Raw genomic sequence first — 18,306 nt, forward strand, 5'->3', positions numbered from 1 at the left:
CCGACTACGTGCCCTGAGAAGGACCACATAGCTTCATCAGAACTTCACCGGAAGTCTGACCGAGCCAGGAGTGTGCTGCGTGACCCGTGCAACACCGCCCAACAACCCACCACGTCGGTACCGCGCCCAGCGCGTGCTGACCTCGATCGTCGCCGTCGCAGCCCTCGCCTGCGGCGGACTCGCCGTCGGCGGCACCGCCTCCGCAGCACCCGCGAGCACCTCGGCCTCGGCCGACTCGAAGCTCTCCGCATCGTTGCGGCAGGCCTCGCCGGACAAGAAGGTCAGCGCCTTCGTCCGGACGACCGGTGCCGGCGCGCTCGAGGTGGACGCGCAGGCGAAGGGCGGGAACCTCAACCGCTCGAAGGCGCCCTCGTCGGCCGCGAAGAGCCGGATCGCGACGATCCGCTCGACCAACGCGAAGGTCCTGAACGCCGTCAAGGGCGTCGACGGCAGGGCTGCCGAGCTCTACGCGACCGAGTACACCGTCCCCGGCGTCGCGGTCGTCGCCGACGCCGCGGCGTTCGCCGAGATCGCGAAGCGCTCGGACGTCGAGAGCATCGTGCCGCTCCGACCGAAGAAGGTCGTCGAGCCGCAGCGGAACGCCTCGGCCGACGCGGCCCCCTCCGGCGTCGACCCCAGCCTGGCGAAGGCGGGCGCCGACGGCGTCGCGCCGAAGAACGCCGCGAGCGACCTCTACACCAAGGCCTACGACGCCTGGACCCAGACCGGGCACACCGGCAAGGGCATCAACGTCGCCGTCATCGACACCGGCCTCGACTACACGCAGGCCGACTTCGGCGGCCCGGGCACCACGTCCGCGTACCAGGAGGCCCTCGCCAGCACCGGGACCCCGACCGCGGGCTCGTACGACCCGTCGAAGTTCCTCGGCGGCTACGACTTCGCCGGTCCCACGTACAACGCGGACCCGAGCGACCCGGACACGTACCAGCCCGTCCCCGAGCCGGACGCCAACCCGATCGACGGCAAGGGCGGCGACCACGGCACGCACGTGGCCGGCACCGCCGCCGGGTTCGGCCTGAACGCCGACAAGAGCACCTTCCGCGGCGACTACACCAAGCTCACCCCGCAGCAGGTCCAGGACATGTGGGTCGGCCCGGGCAGCGCCCCGCAGGCCGGGCTCTACGCCCTCAAGGTGTTCGGTGACGGCGGCGGCTCGACCGACCTGACCGGCGCCGCGCTCGACTGGGTCGGGCAGTCCCTGACCGAGGGCAGGAGCATCAACGTCATCAACCTGTCGCTCGGCTCCGACTACGGTGCGGCCGACGACCCCGACAACGCGAAGATCGACGCGCTCACGGCGCGCGGGGTGCTCCCGGTGATCGCCGCGGGCAACGCCGACGACTTCACCGACGTCGGTGGCTCGCCGGGCAACGCGGAGGGCGCCCTCACCGTCGCCGCCGCCTCGACCGGTCAGAGCCTGTTCGACGCCGTCGAGGCGACCGCCCCGGCGGACGTCGCGAAGAACTGGCGCGCGCAGTACTCGCAGAGCTACACGGGCACCCTGCCGGTCGAGGGCGACGTGTTCGTGCCGACCGTCGACGTCGACGGCTGCACGCCGTTCACCGGCGCCGAGGCCGCCGCCGTCAAGGGCAAGGTCGTCTGGCTGAAGTGGACGGACGCCGCGCTCGAGTGCGGCTCCGGTGTCCGCTTCGGCAACGTCGCCGCCGCCGGCGGCACCGGTGTGCTCCTCGCGGGCACGGTCAACACGTTCAGCTCCGGCATCGCGGGGAACGCGGCCATCCCGGGAGCCGAGCTGACCCGTGACAGCGTGGCGGGCCTCCAGGCCGCTGCGACCGCCGGGACCCTGCACGTGCGGTTCGCGAACGAGCTGAAGGGCGTCGAGCTCGCGACGGACGCCGAGACCACGAACACCCTGGCGTCGTTCACCAGCCGCGGCGACCACGGCTCGTACGGCGACATCGTCAAGCCGGACATCGCGGCACCGGGCGTCAACGTCATCTCCGCCTACAACGGCACCGGCAACGGTCGCCTGTCGCTCAGCGGCACGTCGATGGCCACCCCGCACACCGCGGGCATCGCCGCCCTGGCGTTCGAGACCCACCCGGGTTGGAGCGCGCCGGAGATCAAGGCCCTGCTCATGAACACGGCCACGCACGACGTGCGCCAGAAGGCCGGCAGCGACCAGCTGGCGACGCAGCTCCGACAGGGCACCGGCCGTGTCGACGCCCTGCAGGCCGTGCAGGACGGCACCACCGTCCGCAGCCAGGAGAACGATCAGCTCGTCACCGCCTCGTTCGGTGTCGTCGAGGTCAGCGCCCCGACCACCGAGAAGCGCACGCTCCTGGTGCGCAACACCACGGCGCAGACGCAGACCTACGAGGTGGCGTACGAGTCGCGGATCGCCCAGCCGGGTGTCGTGTTCAGCCTCAGCTCGGACACCGTCACCGTTCCGGCCGGCGGGACCGCCACGGTCACCGTCACCATGACGATCAGTGACCCGACGCTCCTCCGGAAGGTCATCGACCCGACGCAGGCCGCGGTCGAGGGCGGCACGCAGCGTGAGTTCGTGCCGGCCGCCACCGGTCTGGTCACCTTCACCCCGGCCACCGAGAGCGTCTCGCCGCTCCGACTCGGCGTGTACGCCGCACCGGAGCCGGTCAGCACGCTGCACGCCGACGACGTCGTCTTCAACGGCAAGGCCCGCACGGCCACGATCACGCCCGAGGGAACCGGCGTCTCGCAGGGGACCGGCTCGACCGGGTACCAGGCGCTCGTCGCACCGTTCCAGCTCGGCGGCACCGACCCGAAGGAGTCGTTCCCGGACGGCACCGCGAAGCAGACCCTGGCGGGCGCGGACATCCGTGCCTTCGGGGCGAACTCCACGGCGCTCGGCCTGAAGGACAAGTCGAAGGGCCTCGTGTCCTTCGGTGTCCAGACGGACGGCCCGGACGCGAACCCCGGCGTCTCCAACAACGTCGAGGTGGTCATCGACACGAACCGTGACGGCGACCCCGACTTCCTGACGTACGACGTCAAGTCGACGACCGCCGACGTGACCCTCGTCCGCACGATCGACCTGCACCAGGAGGACCCGAAGAAGCAGGTCGTCGACACGCAGCTCCTCGGTGGCGCCGCCGCCGGTGTCGACACGAACACCTTCGACTCCACCGTCAAGGTGCTCCCGGTCTCGCTCGGTGCCCTCGGGTACACGGCGAAGTCGACCTCGGGCGTCTTCGACTACGCGGTCGTGACCGAGTCGGCCTACTCGCCGACGCTGCCGACCGCCGCCTCCTCGGTGGTGGACGACACGAAGACGGCGACGTTCAACGCCTTCCAGCCCGCGGTGTCCTTCACGCAGAACGGAGCGTCGACCCTGACCTACCCGGACACGGCGATCAAGGTCATCCGATCCTCGGCGACCTCGACGGCCGCGAAGGTCCTCCTCCTGCACCTGCACAACGCCCCGGGCGACCAGGCGGACGTGCTCAGCACGACCTCGGTGACCCCGAAGCTCGCGCTGGTGTCGGGTCGCGTCGCGGTGACCGGCACGGTCAAGGTCGGGACGACCATGCGGTCGCACACGGGCACCTGGAACGCGGACGGCATCACGTTCTCGTACCAGTGGCTCCGTGACGGCAAGGCCACCGGTGCGAAGGCGTCGACCTACAAGACGTCGAAGGCGGACATCGGAGACCGGCTGTCCGTCGTCGTGACCGGCAAGAAGTCGGGGTACGAGAGCACCTCGATCACCTCGCCGGAGTCCGCGAAGATCACCAAGTAGCACCACCACGGGAGCGGGCGGTCCTTCGCGGGCCGCCCGCTCTCGTCGTGTCCGGTGCGCGGACCGGCGAGCGGTGTGCGTCAAGGGGACATGTAGTTAGGCAAACTAGGCAGTGGGTGCGAGCATTGCGACATGCGAACGCAGAGCACCCTGATGCAGCTCCGGGCCAACCCGATGGAGTGGCGGCGCCGAGGGCTCACCCCGCCGGACGCCCTCCAGGCCATGGTCGAGGAACGCCTCGCCCAGCCGGGCCACTCGCCGATCGTCGGCGATCCCTCGTACCAGGACTTCTTCCGCGGCTGACCACGGAACGCCACCACACGACGGACGGGAGGCGCGGTGCCAGCTGGCACCGCGCCTCCCGTCCGTTCCGTGGTGCGGACTACTGGCCGATCTTGTCGTCCGCGGCCTGTTCGGCCTTGTCGATCTGGTCGCCGTGGCCGCCGCCCGTGGCCTTGTCGGCCGCGTCCGCGGCCTTGCCGAGGCCGGCGTCGGTGGCCTGCTCGCCCTTGTCGCTGTCCGCGAAGTCCTTGGCCTTGTCGCCGAGGTCACTCATGTGGTGCTCCTTGCTCTCGTCGGATGTGGCACGTCCGACCCTGCGCCGTCCGCGCCGCGTGCGTTCCCAGGCCGGGCGTTCCCGGGCCAGGCGTTGCCGGGCCGCGGGGCGGACGCGTCAGGCGACGATCTGCACGACGGTGCCGAGCGGCAGGGCGTTCACCGCGTCGACCGCGTCGCCGTCGAGCCGGACGCACCCGTGCGACACCGCCCCGCGCGCGACCGACTGGTAGTGGACGCCGATCAGGCCGCCGTCCTTCCCGCCGTAGGGTTCGTCCGCGGCGGCCGAGTGCAGCGTCGTCAACTGGATCGGGTGCACCGTCTGGTCCTGCGCCGGGTCGAGGTAGCGGGCCTGGATGTAGCCGATCACGCCGGTCGGGGTCGGGGTGCCACCGGCGCCGACGCCCGCGGGGAACTCGTGCACGGTCTTGCCGTCCGCGCCGACGATCGAGACCGTCTGCTTGCCCACCGCGATCACGACGTGGTCCGACAGCGCGCCGCTCTTCCGCAGCAGGTCACGGCGGATCCACGCGGCGCTCTGTGCGGCGGCACCGCCCTTCGTGGCCGAGGGCAGCGCCTGTCGCGCGGGTGTCAGGACCATCGCCCAGTCGCCGGAGACCTGCACCGGGACGACGACCGTGGGCTGGTCCAGGAAGTTCTTCGCCGCGAGCCGTGCGACCGGCTTCGAGCGGTCGTCGCCGTAGAGGGGCGCGTCGGCGCTGATCGTGTACGACTCGTCGGCCACCTTCGGGACGGTCGACCCGTAGTAGGGGAGCAGGCCGCCGATGACGGCGTTGTACCGGGCCTCGGGCAGGATCGCGACCTGGGCGGCGCTCGGGGCTGCGTACGGGACGGCCGTGGCCGTGGCGGACGACGATGCCGAGGGCTTCGTGCTCGTCGTGGTGTCCTGTGCCGTGCAGGCGGTGAGCCCGAGGCTCAGGAGCAGCGCGGCAGCGAGCGTGGTGCTCGTCGCCCGGATGGTGCGGGTGCGGGTCATGCGGGGGTTCCTCCGGTGGAACAGGGGCGGGGGCACGACCGATGGTCGTGCCCCCGCCTGCTGATCTGGTGTGACGACTAGCCGGCCACGACCGGGAGGCTACCGGTCGGACGGGCGCCCGCGCCGGTGGCCGCACCCGGGGTGGTGGTGCCCGTGCCCGCACCCGGGGTGGTGGTGCCGGTGCCGGTGCTCACGGCCGGGAGCGTGATCGTGAAGTCGATCGTGTCGACGACGGTGAGGTCGCTGTCCACCTCGCCCACGGTCAGGTCCTGCGTCCGCGCGGCCGAGTCGGAGAACGTGCCCGTGGTGGTCCACGTGCCGTCCGCCTCGACGATGGTCGCCGGTGCGACGACGTCACCCTCGGCGTTCACGACGGCGATCGCGTCACCGGGGGTGCCCTTGCCCGAGAAGGTCACGGTGCGGGAGTCGACCGTCGAGCCGTCCTTCGGCGTGACCAGGGTCAGCGGGGTGGCGACCGGGGTGGTCTCCGCTGCGGGGAAGTTGATCGTGAAGTCGACCTGGCCCTGGCCCTGGCCCTGCGCGCCACCGATCTGGTTGACCGAGAGGTTCTGCACGACCGCGGCGGACTGGCTGAAGGTGCCCGTGGTGGTCCAGGTGCCGTCGGCGGCGACGAGGACCTGCGGGGCGACCCGGTTGCCGTCGGCGTCCAGCGTGTTCACCAGGTCGCCGGGGGTGCCGGTGCCGGTGAACGTGACCGTGCGCGAGTCGACGGTCGAGCCGCTCTTCGGGCTGGTCAGCGAGAACTGGTCCGCCGGGGCGACCGCCGGGAGCGTGATGTTCACCGTCGTGTCGCCGGCACCGCTGGCGCCGCGGACGTCGGTGACGCGGACGGCCTGCGAGCGCGCCGCGGTGTTCGGGAACGTGATCGTGGCGGACCAGGTCTGGTCCGCGCCCACGACCACGGGGCCGGTCAGCCGGTTGTCCTGGGTGTCGAGGAGGTTGATCGTGTCGCCCTGACGGCCGGTGCCGGTGAAGGTGACGGTGCGCGACGAGACGTCGGAGTTGTTGGCGGGGCTGGTGACGGCGAAGTCGGCCTGCGGTGCCTGTGCAGCGGCGGTGAACTGCTTGGAGCCGTCCTGGGCGAAGCCGCCCGTGCGGAGCTGCTCGATCGTGTAGGTGTTCGACTCGTAGCCGGTACCGGGGATCGTGTAGGTGATGGTCCACTTGCCGCTGTCGGCGATGATCTGCCGGGTGCCGCGGAAGTCCTCGTCGAGCTGGATGTACTCACCGGGCGTACCGGTGCCCGACACCGTCAGCACACGGCCGGAGACCGTCTGACCGGTGATCGACAGGTCTGCCGGGTCGGCGTTGGCCGGGGCTGCGGTCAGGGTGATGCCCCCGACCAGGATGGCTGCGCACGCCGGCAGGGCGAGCGCCTTCTTGCTCCAGAGAGCCTTGTTCATCGTCGAACTCAATCTCGTGCTGCATGAGGGCACGTCTCGGATGCGGTCGACGTGCGCGCACGACGACGGACGCGGTCCGTGGATCTCACGGACGCAGGACCGGGCAGGGAACCCGGATGTGCGGTCAGGGAACCGCACCGGTGCAGCGTACGTCTTCGTGAAGATCGTTCGACACTGGAACCGAGCAGTTGTCCCCCGGCACCGGCGATTCCACAGGAACGTCCCCCGCCGCCCCGTCGGGGTGACCGTCCGATAGACTCGGGTGGACCATCGGCCCAGCCCGCCGGTGCGGTCCTCCGCCAACGTGAGGAGAACCTCCATGCCCGCAGCAGTCATCATCGGTGCCCAGTGGGGTGACGAGGGCAAGGGGAAGGCGACCGACCTCCTCGGCTCGCGCATCGACTACGTCGTGAAGTTCAACGGCGGCAACAACGCCGGTCACACCGTCGTCGTCGGCGGCGAGAAGTACGCATTGCACCTGCTGCCGTCCGGCATCCTGACGCCCGGCGTGACCCCGATCATCGGCAACGGCGTCGTCGTCGACCTCGAGGTCCTGTTCCACGAGCTCGACGCCCTCCGTGCCCGCGGTGTCGACGTCTCGAAGCTGCTGGTGTCCGCGAACGCGCACGTCATCACGCACTACCACCGCACCATCGACAAGGTGACCGAGCGGTTCCTCGGCAAGCGCCAGATCGGCACCACCGGTCGCGGCATCGGACCGAGCTACGCCGACAAGATCAACCGCGTCGGCATCCGCATCCAGGACATCTTCGACGAGAACATCCTGCGGCAGAAGGTCGAGGCCGCGCTCGACCAGAAGAACCACCTGCTCGTGAAGGTGTTCAACCGTCGCGCGATCGACGTCGACGAGGTCGTCGAGTCGCTGCTGTCCTACGCCGACCGCCTGCGTCCGATGGTCGCCGACACGGCGCTCGAGATCCACCGGGCGCTCGAGCGGGGCGAGACCGTCCTGTTCGAGGCCGGACAGGCCACGATGCTCGACGTCGACCACGGCACCTACCCGTTCGTGACGTCCTCGTCCGCAACGGCCGGCGGCGCGGCCACCGGCTCCGGCATCGGCCCGGGCAAGCTCGAGCGCATCATCGGCATCGTCAAGGCGTACACGACCCGCGTCGGCGCCGGTCCGTTCCCGACTGAGCTGTTCGACGAGTCGGGGGAGTTCCTCCGCGCCAACGGCTTCGAGTTCGGCACCACGACCGGTCGCCCGCGTCGCTGCGGCTGGTACGACGCCCCGATCGCCCGCTACACCGCACGCATCAACGGCGTGACCGACTTCGTGCTCACGAAGCTCGACGTCCTGACGGGCCTCGAGACCATCCCGGTCTGCGTCGCGTACGAGGTCGACGGCGTCCGCGTGGACGAGGTCCCGGTCAACCAGTCGGACTTCCACCACGCGAAGCCGATCTACGAGGAGTTCCCCGGCTGGACCGAGGACATCACCGGCGCCCGCTCGTTCGACGACCTGCCGAAGAACGCGCAGGACTACGTCCTGGCGATCGAGGCGATGTCCGGTGCCCGCATCTCGGCCATCGGCGTCGGCCCCGGCCGTGACGCGATCGTCGTCCGGCACGACCTGCTCGGCACCGGCGAGGCCGCTGCGTGAGCATGCGGATCCTCTTCGTCTGCAGCGGCAACATCTGCCGGTCACCGCTCGGCGCGCAGGTCCTGGAGGCCCGGCTCGGCTCCGACGCGTCGGCCTTCGTCGTCGAGTCGGCCGGCACCATCGCCGACGACGGTGCGGCGATGGACGACACCGCGGCCGCGCAGTCCTCGCGCCTCGGGGGCGACCCCTCCGCGCACCGGTCGCGGTACCTGACCGAGCAGATCGCCGCGTCCGCCGACCTCGTGCTGACGGCGGAGCGCTCGCACCGGGCTGCGGTCGTGTCGCTCGCGCCGCGGGCCGCCAAGCGGGCGTTCACGATCAAGCAGTTCGCGCGGGTGCTCGACGGGCTCGAGCCGGGCGACCTCGCCGGGATCGAGACGGCGCAGGACCTCGTGGAGCGGGTCGCCCGCCTGCGGGGCACGGTGCCGCCGCCCGCTGACCCGGCGGACGACGACGTGGACGATCCCTACCGTCGGTCGGACTCCACGCACGTGCGGGTCGCCGACGAGATCGACGCGGCGCTCACCCCGATCGCGGACGCGCTGCGCGCCCTGCGCTGAGCGCGTCCGAGCGCGCCCGGGCGCGCCCGAGCCGGTCAGGCCTCGGGCAACCGGTACGTGCCGATCGTGATCGTGTGCGCGCCCTGGCCCGCCAGCTTCCGCACGACCGCGTCGGTGCGCGCCCGGTTCGGCACGGCGTGCTTCCGCGCCAGGTCCGTCACGAGGACGCGGAGCTCGTTCTCGTCCGTGACCACCGCGGTCGTGGCCGAGCGGCCGGTCGGGGTCGTGCTCGAACTGCGGTCCTCGGGGTTCACGTACGCGGCGGCGTCGCCCGAGTAGAACACGCACGAGTCGATCCACTGCGGGCCGTTGCCGTCCGCGTCGGTCAGGAAGCGCTGCAGCCGGCGAGCCTGCTGCCGCACCTGCCGGGTCGGGGCGGTGCCGCCGGCCTGCACCCGCACCTGCCACCAGTGCTCGACCTCGTCCGCGGTGTCGAGCACGCGCCGGCTCCGGACCTGGATCGCGAAGGACCCGGTCAGCGACGACTCGTCGAGCAGGTTCCGGAAGGCGTGGTGCACCGAGCTCGGCTTCCGGCCGTCGAACACGATGCCGTTCCACCGCTTGTTCTCGATGACGAGGACGTGCCCGGACTCGAGCACGAGCACGTGGTCGACCTGTGCCGCGAAGCTGCGGTCGTGCGCTCGCTCGCCCTGGGCCACCGGGACGAAGACGACGTTGGTGCAGAGCGCACCGTTGACGTCGGCCGCCTTGCAGGCCGCCAGGATGGTGCGCTGCGAGGCCTCCTCCCAGCGCATGCCCGTCCGGGCGAGGTCGCGTGCGTGCTCGGCCTCGGTGCGGGCCTGCTGCTGTGCGGCGTCCGCGTCGGCGAGTCGACGTGCGTGCTCGGCCTCGGTGGCTGCGGTGCGCTCGCGCTGCTCCCGTTCGAGCGTGCCGATCCGGTGGTCCGACCGGGCCTCGGCGTCGGCGAGGGCGGTACGGCTCGAGGACTGGTTCCGCCGCATGACGATCACCAGGACGACCACGACGACCGCGAGCCCCCCGGCGACCAACCACGGTACGAGATCGCTGGTCATGCCATCACCTCACCACAGGGACGGCGGAGTCGGCCGCGGGGCCGCGGCGCGTCCCGAGGACCGGACCGGGATGTGCCCTCCGGCACACCGGGCGGTGGTGGGCCGGAGCGGACGGGTCCCGGTCGGTACGGTGTCCGGATGCACGGGGGAGAGCGCAGCAGCGCGCAGCAGGTCGTCATCGGAACCGGAGCGGGTGTCGGCTCCGCCGTCGTCGGCCTGCTGCCGTGGATCGTCACCGGGATGCGACTGCCGCTGCAGAACACCTGGGCGACGCCGACCACCGACCCGTCGGACATGCCGATCGCCCTGCTGCCCTTCAGCCAGTACGCGGTGACGACGATCGCCGCCGTGCTGCTCGTCGGCGGCGCCGTCACCGGCATCGTCGTCCGGGTGCTGCGCGGGCGCGGGGTCCTCGGCCGGAGCGGGTCGCTCGCCGCGCTCGGCGGGCTCGTCGGGCTGCAGGTCGTCGCCGTCGTCGAGACCGCGGTCGTCACGGGAGCCGGGATGCGCATGGACGGGACGGCCGGCACGGGTGGAGAGATCAGCGCGTCGCAGCTGTACGTCGTGGCGCTCACAGTCGGGTCGCTCGTCTGCGTCGCGGTCGCGGCGGTGACGGCCGCGCTGGTCGCCCGGGCCGCGCCGGCCGGCGCACTCGTCGCGCTCGCGCTCGCCGCCGTCGCGCTCGGCGTCTGGGCCGATGCACTCGTGGTGCCGCCCGTGGAGGCCGGCGGTGAGGGCGCGGCCCCGGTGCTCGCGGTGCTGCGGTGGCTCCCTGCCGTGGCGGTCGGAGCGGCGATCGCGTGGACCGGGCTCCGGACGATCGGGCAGGGGATCGGCGCGGTGATCGCTCTCGGGATCCTGTGGACGGGGGCGGCCCTCGTCACCGCCGTGTCCTACGCGCTCGGCTCGCGCGTCCTCCTTCCCTACCCGGTCGAGATGGTCTCGGCGGGCGCGACCGTCTTCGTCATGGCGATGGGACCGGCCGGCGCGACCCTGCTGCCGGTGGTGGTCGCGGTCGTCATCGGCGTGGTCGGCGCGGTCGCCGTGCGCTGGTGGACGCAGCGCCACCGTCGACCGGCCGCCGTCTGACCGCCCGGCACGTGCGGCCCGTCGGACTCAGCGCGGCCAGGTCGCGACGACCGCCACCAGGTTGAACAGCACGTGCGCGACGATCGCCCCACCGACCCGGTTCGTCATCGCGACCAGGGTGCCGGTCAGCACGCCGAGCACGAACGTCGTCAGGAACACCTGGAACCCACCGAGCGTCGTCGTCGCCGACCCGAGGAACAGGTGCGCCAGTGCGAACAGGAACGCGGTCAGGAGCACCGCGAGCCACCGTGTCCGCGGCGTCAGCTCGGTTGCGAGCAGGCGCTGGAACAACCCGCGGAAGAACGTTTCCTCGAGCACGGGGCTGACCACTACGATGCCGACCGCCGACACGAGCAGCAGTCCGACGTCCGGGGTGCCGAGTGACGGCGGGGGGACGAGCCCGGTCGTACCCGTGAACGCCAGCGCGAGGACCGCGTCGAACACCCGGGTCAGGATGACGATCCCGAGCGCGAACACCAGGTCGCCGAGCTCGACGCGGAACCGGCCGAACAGGTCGCGCCCCGTCCGCCGGACGACCCACACGATGCCGAACACGAGCGGTACCCACACCGCGACGTCGCCCACGAGCACCTGCAGCACGGGGCCCGGGACCGCACCGCGGAGCGTCAGCGTGCTCACGATCCGGGCGAGCACGACCGCCAGCGCCAGGGCGGCGAGCAGGGCGACGAGGTCGCGCTGGCGAGCGGTGGACGGCTCGGCGGGGGCCGCTTCCGGCTGGGTCGTCATGGGGCGAGCGTAGAGGACGGCCGTCACGGATCGGGAACAACTCCCGAGCGAGACTCATCCGTGTGGCACTATTTGAATGCCGTCTGCTGGGACAACCTCCGCAGACCTGTGTCGGGACCACAGGAACGGCGAGGATCGGGGAAGGCGGGCCGCGTGGAACTGCGCGACTACATCACTGTGCTCCGGAAGGGGTGGGTGCTCATCGTGGTGCTCGCCCTGGTGGGCGTCGCGGCTGCCGCAGGGTTCTCCCTGCTGAAGAAGCCCGTGTACTCCGCCTCGGCACAGGTGTTCGTGTCCACCGAGACGTCCGGGAGCGCGAGCGACCTGGCGCAGGGCAACACGTTCACGCAGCAGCGGGTCCTGACGTACTCGAACCTCGTGCAGACGCCGATCGTGCTCCTGCCCGTGATCTCGTCGCTGAAGCTCGACATGAACGCCGACCAGCTCGCGACGATGGTGTCCGCGACGGCGCCGACGAGCACGACCCTGATCACGATCACCGTGAACGGCACGAACGCCGTGCAGGCCACCGAGATCGCGAACGCGACCTCGCAGAGCCTGACGAACGTCGTGCAGAACATCGAGGCGACGGACGCGAACGGCACGAGCACGGTCAAGCTCACCCGCGTCAAGCAGGCCGACGTGCCGCAGACGCCGGTCAGCCCGAACGTCCCCGTCAACATCGCCCTCGGGCTCCTGGTCGGCCTGGCGCTCGGCGTCGGCATCGCGGTGCTCCGCGAGACGCTCGACAACCGCGTGCGCACCGAGACGGACGTCGAGAAGATCAGCGACAAGCCCGTGGTCGGCGGCATCGCCTACGACAGCAAGGCGTCAGAACGACCGCTCATCGTGCAGGTCGACCCCCGCAGCCCGCGTGCCGAGTCCTTCCGCACGCTCCGGACGAACCTGCAGTTCCTCGACATCGGCACCGGCTCCCGCACCTTCGTCATGACGTCGTCGATGCAGTCCGAGGGCAAGAGCACCACGGTCGCGAACCTCGCCATCGCGCTCGACAGTGCCGGCTTCAAGGTGATCCTCATCGACGCCGACCTCCGTCGTCCGCGCGTGAGCGAGTACATGGACGTCGACGGCTCCGCCGGTCTGACCGACGTGCTCATCGGCCGCGCCGGCCTGGAGGACGTGGCGCACCCGTGGGGCCGCGGCAACCTCGTGGTCCTGCCCGCCGGGCAGATCCCGCCGAACCCGTCGGAGCTCCTCGGCTCCAAGGCCATGCAGGACCTCATCACGAAGCTCGAGGACCAGTTCGACTACGTGCTCTTCGACGCACCGCCCCTGCTGCCCGTCACCGACGCGGCGATCCTGTCGAAGAAGGCGTCCGGCGCCATCCTCGCGGTCGCGTCGGGCAAGACGCACAAGGGCCAGCTCGCCGCAGCGGTCAGTTCGCTCGAGAACGTCGGTGCCCCCATCGCGGGCTTCGTCATCACGATGATGCCGCTCAAGGGTCCGGGTGCCTACGGCTACGGCCGCTACGGGTACGGCTACGGGTACGGCCTCGACGAGGAGCAGCCGTCGCAGAAGACCCCCAAGTCGTCCAAGGCGCGCGGCGGGGTCGGCGTCGTCCGCCGGGCCGACCGCTGAGGCCGGCCCGCAGATGAGTCCGAGCCGGGGGGCCCGAGGCCTCGGTCGAGCACTTCCGCGCACGACGCTGGTGGGCGTCGCCGTGGTCGTCGTCGCGCTCGTCGTCATCGACGTCCTCCTCGTCGCCCTGGCGCTCGCGCACACGGCACCGCAGGACGAGGGCGAGCCCCGTCCGGCTCCCACCTTCGGGACGACGCAGTCCGGCACGCCGACACCGCGCCCGTCCGCGTCGGCGACCGCCGGTGCGGGCTCCGCCAGCCACCTGCTGTCCGCAGTCGACGGACGGGAGGCATGGCGCGCCTCCAGTACGTCGTGTGACGTCTCGCAGGTGGTGCTGGAGCGCACCACCGACGGTGGCGGGGACTGGCAGTCCGTCGACCTGGGTGGTGACGTCCGCACCATCGACGCGCTGCGCGCGACCTCCGACGGCGTGTCCGTGCTCGTCGGGGTCGGTGACGAGTGCGCGACCGAGGTCCGCACCAGCACCGACGACGGCGCCACGTGGACGCCGGGGGAGCCCGGCGCTGCCGGAGCCGGCATCACCGAGCAGGGTCTCGTGCTCGGCGACGCCCTCGTGCCGTCGCCGTGCGAGGACCCGTCGGACGCGTTCCGTGGCACCACCACGACGCTCGTGGCCTGCACGGACAAGCTGGACTGGCGTTCCGGCGCCGGCGCGTGGGTGGACGTGCCGGTCGACGGTGTCCGTGCGATCGCGGTCGACGGCGGCGAGTACACGCTCGCCCGCGTCGGGACCGCGGCGTGCGACGGGGTGCAGATCGAGACCATGCCGGCGTCCGGCGTGACGGCCTCGACGGGGACCACGCCGATCGGCTGCAACGACGTGTCGACCGACGTGCCGATCGCGCTCGACTGCTCGGGCCAGGACGTGTGGATGTGGGCCGGGGACCGGGTCGACGTGTCGTCGGACGGTGGGGCGACGTGGAGCGGGTCCCGGTCGTGACGGCCGAGGCGGTCCGACCCGGTGTGGCGACCGGCAGCACGCAGGAGTGGAGCCGCACCTACTCGCGACGCGTCCTGGTGACGGACCTGCTCGCACTGATCTGGGTCGTCTTCGGCGTGCAGATCGCGTGGCTCGGCATCGACTCGAACCTGGCGACGAACACCGCGGACCTGCGGCTCAGCTACACCGGGATCTCCCTCGTGGTGATCATCGTGTGGATGGCCGCCCTCGCGCTCTACGACACCCGGGGCAGTCGCGTCATCGGCGTGGGCAGCACCGAGTACCGGCTCGTCGCCGACTCGAGCGTCCGCGTCTTCGGCCTCCTCGCGATCGTCGCGTTCCTGCTGCACGTCGACCTGGCGCGCGGGTACGTCCTGATCGCCTTCCCGATCGGCATCCTGGTCCTGCTGCTCTCGCGCTGGATCTGGCGGCAGTGGCTCGTCGCCGAGCGGAAGCACGGCGGGTACTCCGCCAAGGTGCTCCTGGTCGGCTCGACCCCGAGCGTCCTGCACATCGCGCGCGAGCTGGCCCGCTCGCCCGAGGCCGGCTACCGCGTGGTCGGTGCCGCTGTGGCGGACGGCAGTCGCGGACTCCTGCCGGGGTCGACCGTCGAGAGCCACGGCGGTCTCGACGACGTCGCCGCAGCGCTCGTCGCCACCGGTGCGGACACCGTCGTGATCACCAGCTCCGACGACCTGCCCCCGGAGCGCGTTCGTCAGCTCAGCTGGTCGCTCGAGCCCGGACGGCAGCACCTGGTGGTCGCGCCGAGCCTGACCGACATCGGCGGCCCGCGCATCCACACCCGACCGGTGCAGGGCCTGCCGCTCATCCACGTGGAGACGCCGACGTACTCGGGACGGAAGCTCTACACGAAGCGGGCGTTCGACCTGGTCGGGTCCGCGGCGCTCATCATCGTCCTGTCCCCGGTCCTGCTCGTGCTCGCCCTGCTGGTCAAGCTGACGTCGCCGGGGCCGGTGTTCTTCCTGCAGGAGCGCGTGGGGCTGAACGGGTCGACGTTCCACATGATCAAGTTCCGCTCGATGGTCGTGGATGCCGAGGAGCGGTTGCAGGAGCTCAGTGCGCTCGATCGTGCTGAGGGCAACGCGGTGCTGTTCAAGATGAAGGACGATCCGCGGGTCACCCGGGTCGGCGCCTTCATGCGGCGGTACAGCCTCGACGAGGTGCCGCAGTTGTTCAACGTGCTGATCGGAAGCATGTCGCTTGTCGGACCTCGTCCGCCTTTGCGTAGTGAAGTTGAGCGGTACGACGTCCACGTCCACCGCCGCTTCCTCGTCAAGCCGGGGATGACCGGGCTGTGGCAGGTGAGCGGAAGGTCGAACCTGTCCTGGGAGGAGTCAGTGCGACTCGACCTGTTCTACGTCGAGAACTGGTCCCTCGTGGGTGACCTGATGATTCTCTGGCGCACAGTGAAGGCCGTCGTCAGCCCGGCGGGAGCATACTGACGCCTGAGATGCTGGTCGTTGTTCGTCTGAGGGCGCAACTGCGGCATCCTTGTTCTCAGCTGAGCGACTCGTAGAGCGTCGAGAATGCTCGTCGCGAGAGGGAGCCATCAAGCAGCCCTCGCGGTAGGGGTGGAGTGATGTCGCCTACCTCTCGCGGAGAAGCCAACAGGGCCTCGACAGCGGTTGTCCAATCTGACAGATCGCGTCCTCCGACTCTCGTGAACTGTCCGGGGAGCAGGAACTCGGAAGCCCCGGTCGTTTCTCGACAGATGACGTGGAGGCCGTGCGCCGCTGCGTCGATGAGAGCAAGCCCGAATGATTCGATCGAGGGTGCCAACAAGGCGGACGACTGCGTGTAAAGACTGCTCAACCGTTCACGTGAAACTACCCCCAGGTACTCGACTTGTGGGAACTTCTTCATCCACTCGATCACGGCCCGAGGGGCAGGGCCCGCCACTCGGAGTTTGAACCGAGCGCCGAGTTCTCGTACCGTCGCTACAGCAAGGTCCAGGCCCTTGTAGGCATCTCCCCGTCCCACGTAGAGAAGTGGGGCGGAGCGAAGTGGGCGGTGCGATGGCCGGGTCGGGCGAAGGTCGGCAGAGTACGTCGCGTGTACCGCGAGCGGTGCGACCACCAACCGGCTTCGATCGAACCCGCGGGCTTCGAATGAAGCCGCGGCCACTTCGGAGTACACCACTATCCGGTCCGATCGCTCGTACTCCTCGCTCAAGTACGAACGCAGCGGATCAAGCCGTACAGCCTGTGGGAATCCGAGGAAGGTCGGAATCGGGTCCTCGAAAACTTCGTGGTGAAGATTCCGCCGTTCCATGACGCTGTGTTCGAAGCGCTTTGACTTTTTCTCAAGTGCGACGTGACCCAGTCCTTCGACGAACTGGAAGACGCTGGTCTCTTGAAGTTCTCGTGCGACTGCCCTCGCGGACTGATGGTTCACGTGTCGGATGAGCGCGCCGGGTGCCGGACGGCCGACGAGGCCGAGTAAGGGGATGCTGAGTTGTGCTCCGCCGAGCCCCACCAGACGATCGGCACTCGGCGCTTCACGCACACGTCGCGCCATTCGATTGTGCAGAACGGCTGTCCCTGGCAGTCGCTCCAGAGCCTGCAACGTCGACTGATCAGGTTCGAATCGTCGCTGAAGGGTGATGTGGTCAAAGTGGTTGCGCATTGCGGCCAGCGCCTCGTCGTAATGGTAGACGTTGGTCGCGTAGTGCACACTGGTGGTCATGCTCTTCCAATAGATCGTATGCCGATGTAAATTCGCACGATTTGCGTGATGACGAACACCAGACCCTGCAGGATGAAGGCCACTGCCACCTGCCGAGAGTCCCGTAGATCGAAAGCGTAGGCAGTCGACAGGGCCCATACCAGGATCAGCGGCGCGTAAAACCAGCTCCCTGAAAGCCACCCCCGGGCTTGCGACAGGAAGTTCAGGCAGTAGCCAAGGTTGTAGGTCGCGTAGCCCGCGGCTACCAGCGTCAGTTCGACATTCAGTCCGCGGAAGCGGGCACCGAGTAGGCCGAGGATAGGATCAGAGAAGAGCCAAACCAGCCCGATCAGCACCAGCGAGAGTGCAGCGTAGCCGCCGGTGGTGGCGGTTATCCGCACCATGATCGCTCTGACGTTACTCGAGGCGTGAGCAACGATTGGCGCTGCGACGTCGGAAACAAGTGAGTTGAGAACGAGGAAGACAACGCCGAATCTCGAGAGAGCCGTGAACGTCGAGAGAGCTTCTGTCGATCCGGTCGTCGAGATGAGACCGAGGAACACCTGCTCCCCAGCGATCAGGAGCGCGACCATCGGGAGCGTCTTGAGCACACTACTTCGGTAGATGGGCAGATGCGCCCGGTCCATTGGGGTCCTGCCCCCGACGTACCGGCGTGACGCCATTCGAATGAAGATGTTTCCCAGGAGGGCAGAAACCGCCATCACCGCGAGGTAGTACTCAGGTCCGGGGCTTTCGAGCAGCGCGCCGAGGAGCGTCAGGGCAAGCCGGAACGCCGCCTGTCCGATAGCCAGAGACCGAAGAACGCCAAGACGAAGGTGGAGTCGATGTACTACCTGCTGAAGGGCTATGTCCAGCGAGCTGAACGCTGCCACAAGCGTCAATCCTACGCACACAAGGCTGGTGCGTGCTGATGCCGAGTTTGCCGTGAGGAGGAAGAACGTCCACATTCCTCCCAATGCCACAACCGGAACGCTCACCACCCAGCGGCTCACAGCCGCCGCCTTGAACAGGCCCGTGAATCGCTCGCGGTCCTCGAGAAGCGCCGCGCCACGCGCCATGAGAGTTGCCGAGGTCCCTGAATCGGAGAGCATCAGTAGTGCTGCGAGCACCGCGGTGCAGATTGCGTATTGAGCATATCCCGCTGTGGACAATTCGCGAACGATCAATACACCAGCCGCGAAGGACAGCAGCTGCGTGCCGACCTGGAACGCGGCGTGGACGCCCGCACGTCTGAGCAGCCCGATCAA

15 protein-coding genes are annotated in these 18,306 nt (G+C 69.9%); 8 read left to right on the forward strand and 7 right to left on the reverse strand.

The genetic code is table 11. From position 1 onward, the window contains the following. Positions 1 to 79 precede the first annotated feature (79 nt). Positions 80 to 3,763, forward strand: a complete 3,684-nt coding sequence (locus Cus16_RS09295; RefSeq protein ID WP_141718901.1) for a S8 family serine peptidase — start codon at positions 80 to 82, stop codon at positions 3,761 to 3,763. Positions 3,764 to 3,895: 132 nt separating this feature from the next. Then, positions 3,896 to 4,066: a hypothetical protein gene (locus tag Cus16_RS16655; protein WP_189319565.1), complete on the forward strand. Its 171-nt coding sequence runs from the start codon at positions 3,896 to 3,898 to the stop codon at positions 4,064 to 4,066. Positions 4,067 to 4,145: 79 nt separating this feature from the next. On the opposite strand, the gene Cus16_RS09300 is transcribed toward Cus16_RS16655, so the two are convergent. The 3 genes from Cus16_RS09300 to Cus16_RS09310 form a co-directional block, all read right to left on the reverse strand. Next, a complete protein-coding gene (locus Cus16_RS09300; RefSeq protein ID WP_069712388.1) occupies positions 4,146 to 4,319 on the reverse strand; it encodes an Rv0909 family putative TA system antitoxin in 174 nt (57 codons plus the stop codon). Positions 4,320 to 4,436: 117 nt separating this feature from the next. After that, positions 4,437 to 5,315: a L,D-transpeptidase gene (locus Cus16_RS09305; RefSeq protein WP_069712389.1), complete on the reverse strand. Its 879-nt coding sequence runs from the start codon at positions 5,313 to 5,315 to the stop codon at positions 4,437 to 4,439. 77 nt (positions 5,316 to 5,392) lie between these two features. After that, entirely contained in the window at positions 5,393 to 6,739 is a 1,347-nt protein-coding gene (locus tag Cus16_RS09310) for a hypothetical protein (protein ID WP_069712390.1), read from the reverse strand. Between the two features lie 319 nt (positions 6,740 to 7,058). Between Cus16_RS09310 and Cus16_RS09315 the strand changes: the two genes are divergently transcribed. Both Cus16_RS09315 and Cus16_RS09320 read left to right on the forward strand, forming a co-directional pair. Continuing rightward, a complete protein-coding gene (locus Cus16_RS09315; RefSeq protein WP_069712391.1) occupies positions 7,059 to 8,363 on the forward strand; it encodes an adenylosuccinate synthase in 1,305 nt (434 codons plus the stop codon). A gap of 2 nt (positions 8,364 to 8,365) precedes the next feature. Next, positions 8,366 to 8,923, forward strand: coding sequence for a hypothetical protein (locus Cus16_RS09320; protein WP_069712392.1), 558 nt, complete (start codon positions 8,366 to 8,368; stop codon positions 8,921 to 8,923). A gap of 35 nt (positions 8,924 to 8,958) precedes the next feature. Here the strand turns inward: Cus16_RS09320 and Cus16_RS09325 are convergent, their stop codons facing one another. Then, positions 8,959 to 9,957 carry a nuclease-related domain-containing protein gene (locus Cus16_RS09325; RefSeq protein WP_083263853.1) on the reverse strand — a complete coding sequence of 333 codons (999 nt, stop codon included), beginning with the start codon at positions 9,955 to 9,957 and terminating at the stop codon, positions 8,959 to 8,961. A 138-nt stretch (positions 9,958 to 10,095) separates the two neighbouring features. On the opposite strand from Cus16_RS09325, the gene Cus16_RS09330 reads away from it, so the two are divergent. Beyond that, positions 10,096 to 11,046, forward strand: coding sequence for a hypothetical protein (locus tag Cus16_RS09330; protein WP_069712394.1), 951 nt, complete (start codon positions 10,096 to 10,098; stop codon positions 11,044 to 11,046). Positions 11,047 to 11,073: 27 nt separating this feature from the next. Here the strand turns inward: Cus16_RS09330 and Cus16_RS09335 are convergent, their stop codons facing one another. Beyond that, complete coding sequence (locus tag Cus16_RS09335) at positions 11,074 to 11,793, reverse strand: CPBP family intramembrane glutamic endopeptidase (RefSeq protein ID WP_141718903.1); 720 nt, start codon at positions 11,791 to 11,793, stop codon at positions 11,074 to 11,076. Positions 11,794 to 11,946: 153 nt separating this feature from the next. Here Cus16_RS09335 and Cus16_RS09340 point away from each other — a divergent pair, with 153 nt between their 5' ends. The 3 genes from Cus16_RS09340 to Cus16_RS09350 all read left to right on the forward strand — a co-directional run bounded on the left by Cus16_RS09340 (position 11,947) and on the right by Cus16_RS09350 (position 15,816). Continuing rightward, on the forward strand, positions 11,947 to 13,392 hold the full coding sequence (locus Cus16_RS09340) for a polysaccharide biosynthesis tyrosine autokinase (protein WP_069712396.1): 1,446 nt from the start codon (positions 11,947 to 11,949) through the stop codon (positions 13,390 to 13,392). Positions 13,393 to 13,462: 70 nt separating this feature from the next. After that, a complete protein-coding gene (locus Cus16_RS09345) occupies positions 13,463 to 14,353 on the forward strand; it encodes a hypothetical protein (protein WP_069712397.1) in 891 nt (296 codons plus the stop codon). Further along, the gene (locus Cus16_RS09350; protein WP_223246572.1) at positions 14,332 to 15,816 is read left to right on the forward strand and encodes a sugar transferase; all 1,485 of its coding nucleotides are present in this window, start codon (positions 14,332 to 14,334) and stop codon (positions 15,814 to 15,816) included. Before Cus16_RS09345 ends, Cus16_RS09350 begins: the two co-directional genes overlap by 22 nt. Positions 15,817 to 15,871: 55 nt before the next feature. Here Cus16_RS09350 and Cus16_RS16000 read toward each other — a convergent pair whose 3' ends face one another. Together Cus16_RS16000 and Cus16_RS16305 are read right to left on the reverse strand one after the other, a co-directional pair. Next, positions 15,872 to 17,059, reverse strand: a complete 1,188-nt coding sequence (locus Cus16_RS16000; RefSeq protein WP_189319566.1) for a glycosyltransferase — start codon at positions 17,057 to 17,059, stop codon at positions 15,872 to 15,874. Beyond that, complete coding sequence (locus tag Cus16_RS16305; protein ID WP_189319567.1) at positions 17,056 to 18,306, reverse strand: oligosaccharide flippase family protein; 1,251 nt, start codon at positions 18,304 to 18,306, stop codon at positions 17,056 to 17,058. The genes Cus16_RS16000 and Cus16_RS16305 overlap by 4 nt, the downstream gene beginning before the upstream one ends.

Origin of the sequence: Curtobacterium sp. ER1/6, from assembly GCF_001742745.1 — a bacterium.
Taxonomy (GTDB): domain Bacteria; phylum Actinomycetota; class Actinomycetes; order Actinomycetales; family Microbacteriaceae; genus Curtobacterium; species Curtobacterium citri.

Bases quoted from the DNA above. Each gene is read 5' to 3' on its own strand.
- Cus16_RS16655 (WP_189319565.1), top strand. From the start codon at position 3,896: ATGCGAACGCAGAGCACCCTGATGCAGCTCCGGGCCAACCCGATGGAG.
- Cus16_RS09300 (WP_069712388.1), bottom strand. From the start codon at position 4,319: ATGAGTGACCTCGGCGACAAGGCCAAGGACTTCGCGGACAGCGACAAG.
- Cus16_RS09305 (WP_069712389.1), bottom strand. From the start codon at position 5,315: ATGACCCGCACCCGCACCATCCGGGCGACGAGCACCACGCTCGCTGCC.
- Cus16_RS09310 (WP_069712390.1), bottom strand. From the start codon at position 6,739: ATGAACAAGGCTCTCTGGAGCAAGAAGGCGCTCGCCCTGCCGGCGTGC.
- Cus16_RS09315 (WP_069712391.1), top strand. From the start codon at position 7,059: ATGCCCGCAGCAGTCATCATCGGTGCCCAGTGGGGTGACGAGGGCAAG.
- Cus16_RS09320 (WP_069712392.1), top strand. From the start codon at position 8,366: ATGCGGATCCTCTTCGTCTGCAGCGGCAACATCTGCCGGTCACCGCTC.
- Cus16_RS09325 (WP_083263853.1), bottom strand. From the start codon at position 9,957: ATGACCAGCGATCTCGTACCGTGGTTGGTCGCCGGGGGGCTCGCGGTC.
- Cus16_RS09330 (WP_069712394.1), top strand. From the start codon at position 10,096: ATGCACGGGGGAGAGCGCAGCAGCGCGCAGCAGGTCGTCATCGGAACC.
- Cus16_RS09335 (WP_141718903.1), bottom strand. From the start codon at position 11,793: ATGACGACCCAGCCGGAAGCGGCCCCCGCCGAGCCGTCCACCGCTCGC.
- Cus16_RS16000 (WP_189319566.1), bottom strand. From the start codon at position 17,059: ATGACCACCAGTGTGCACTACGCGACCAACGTCTACCATTACGACGAG.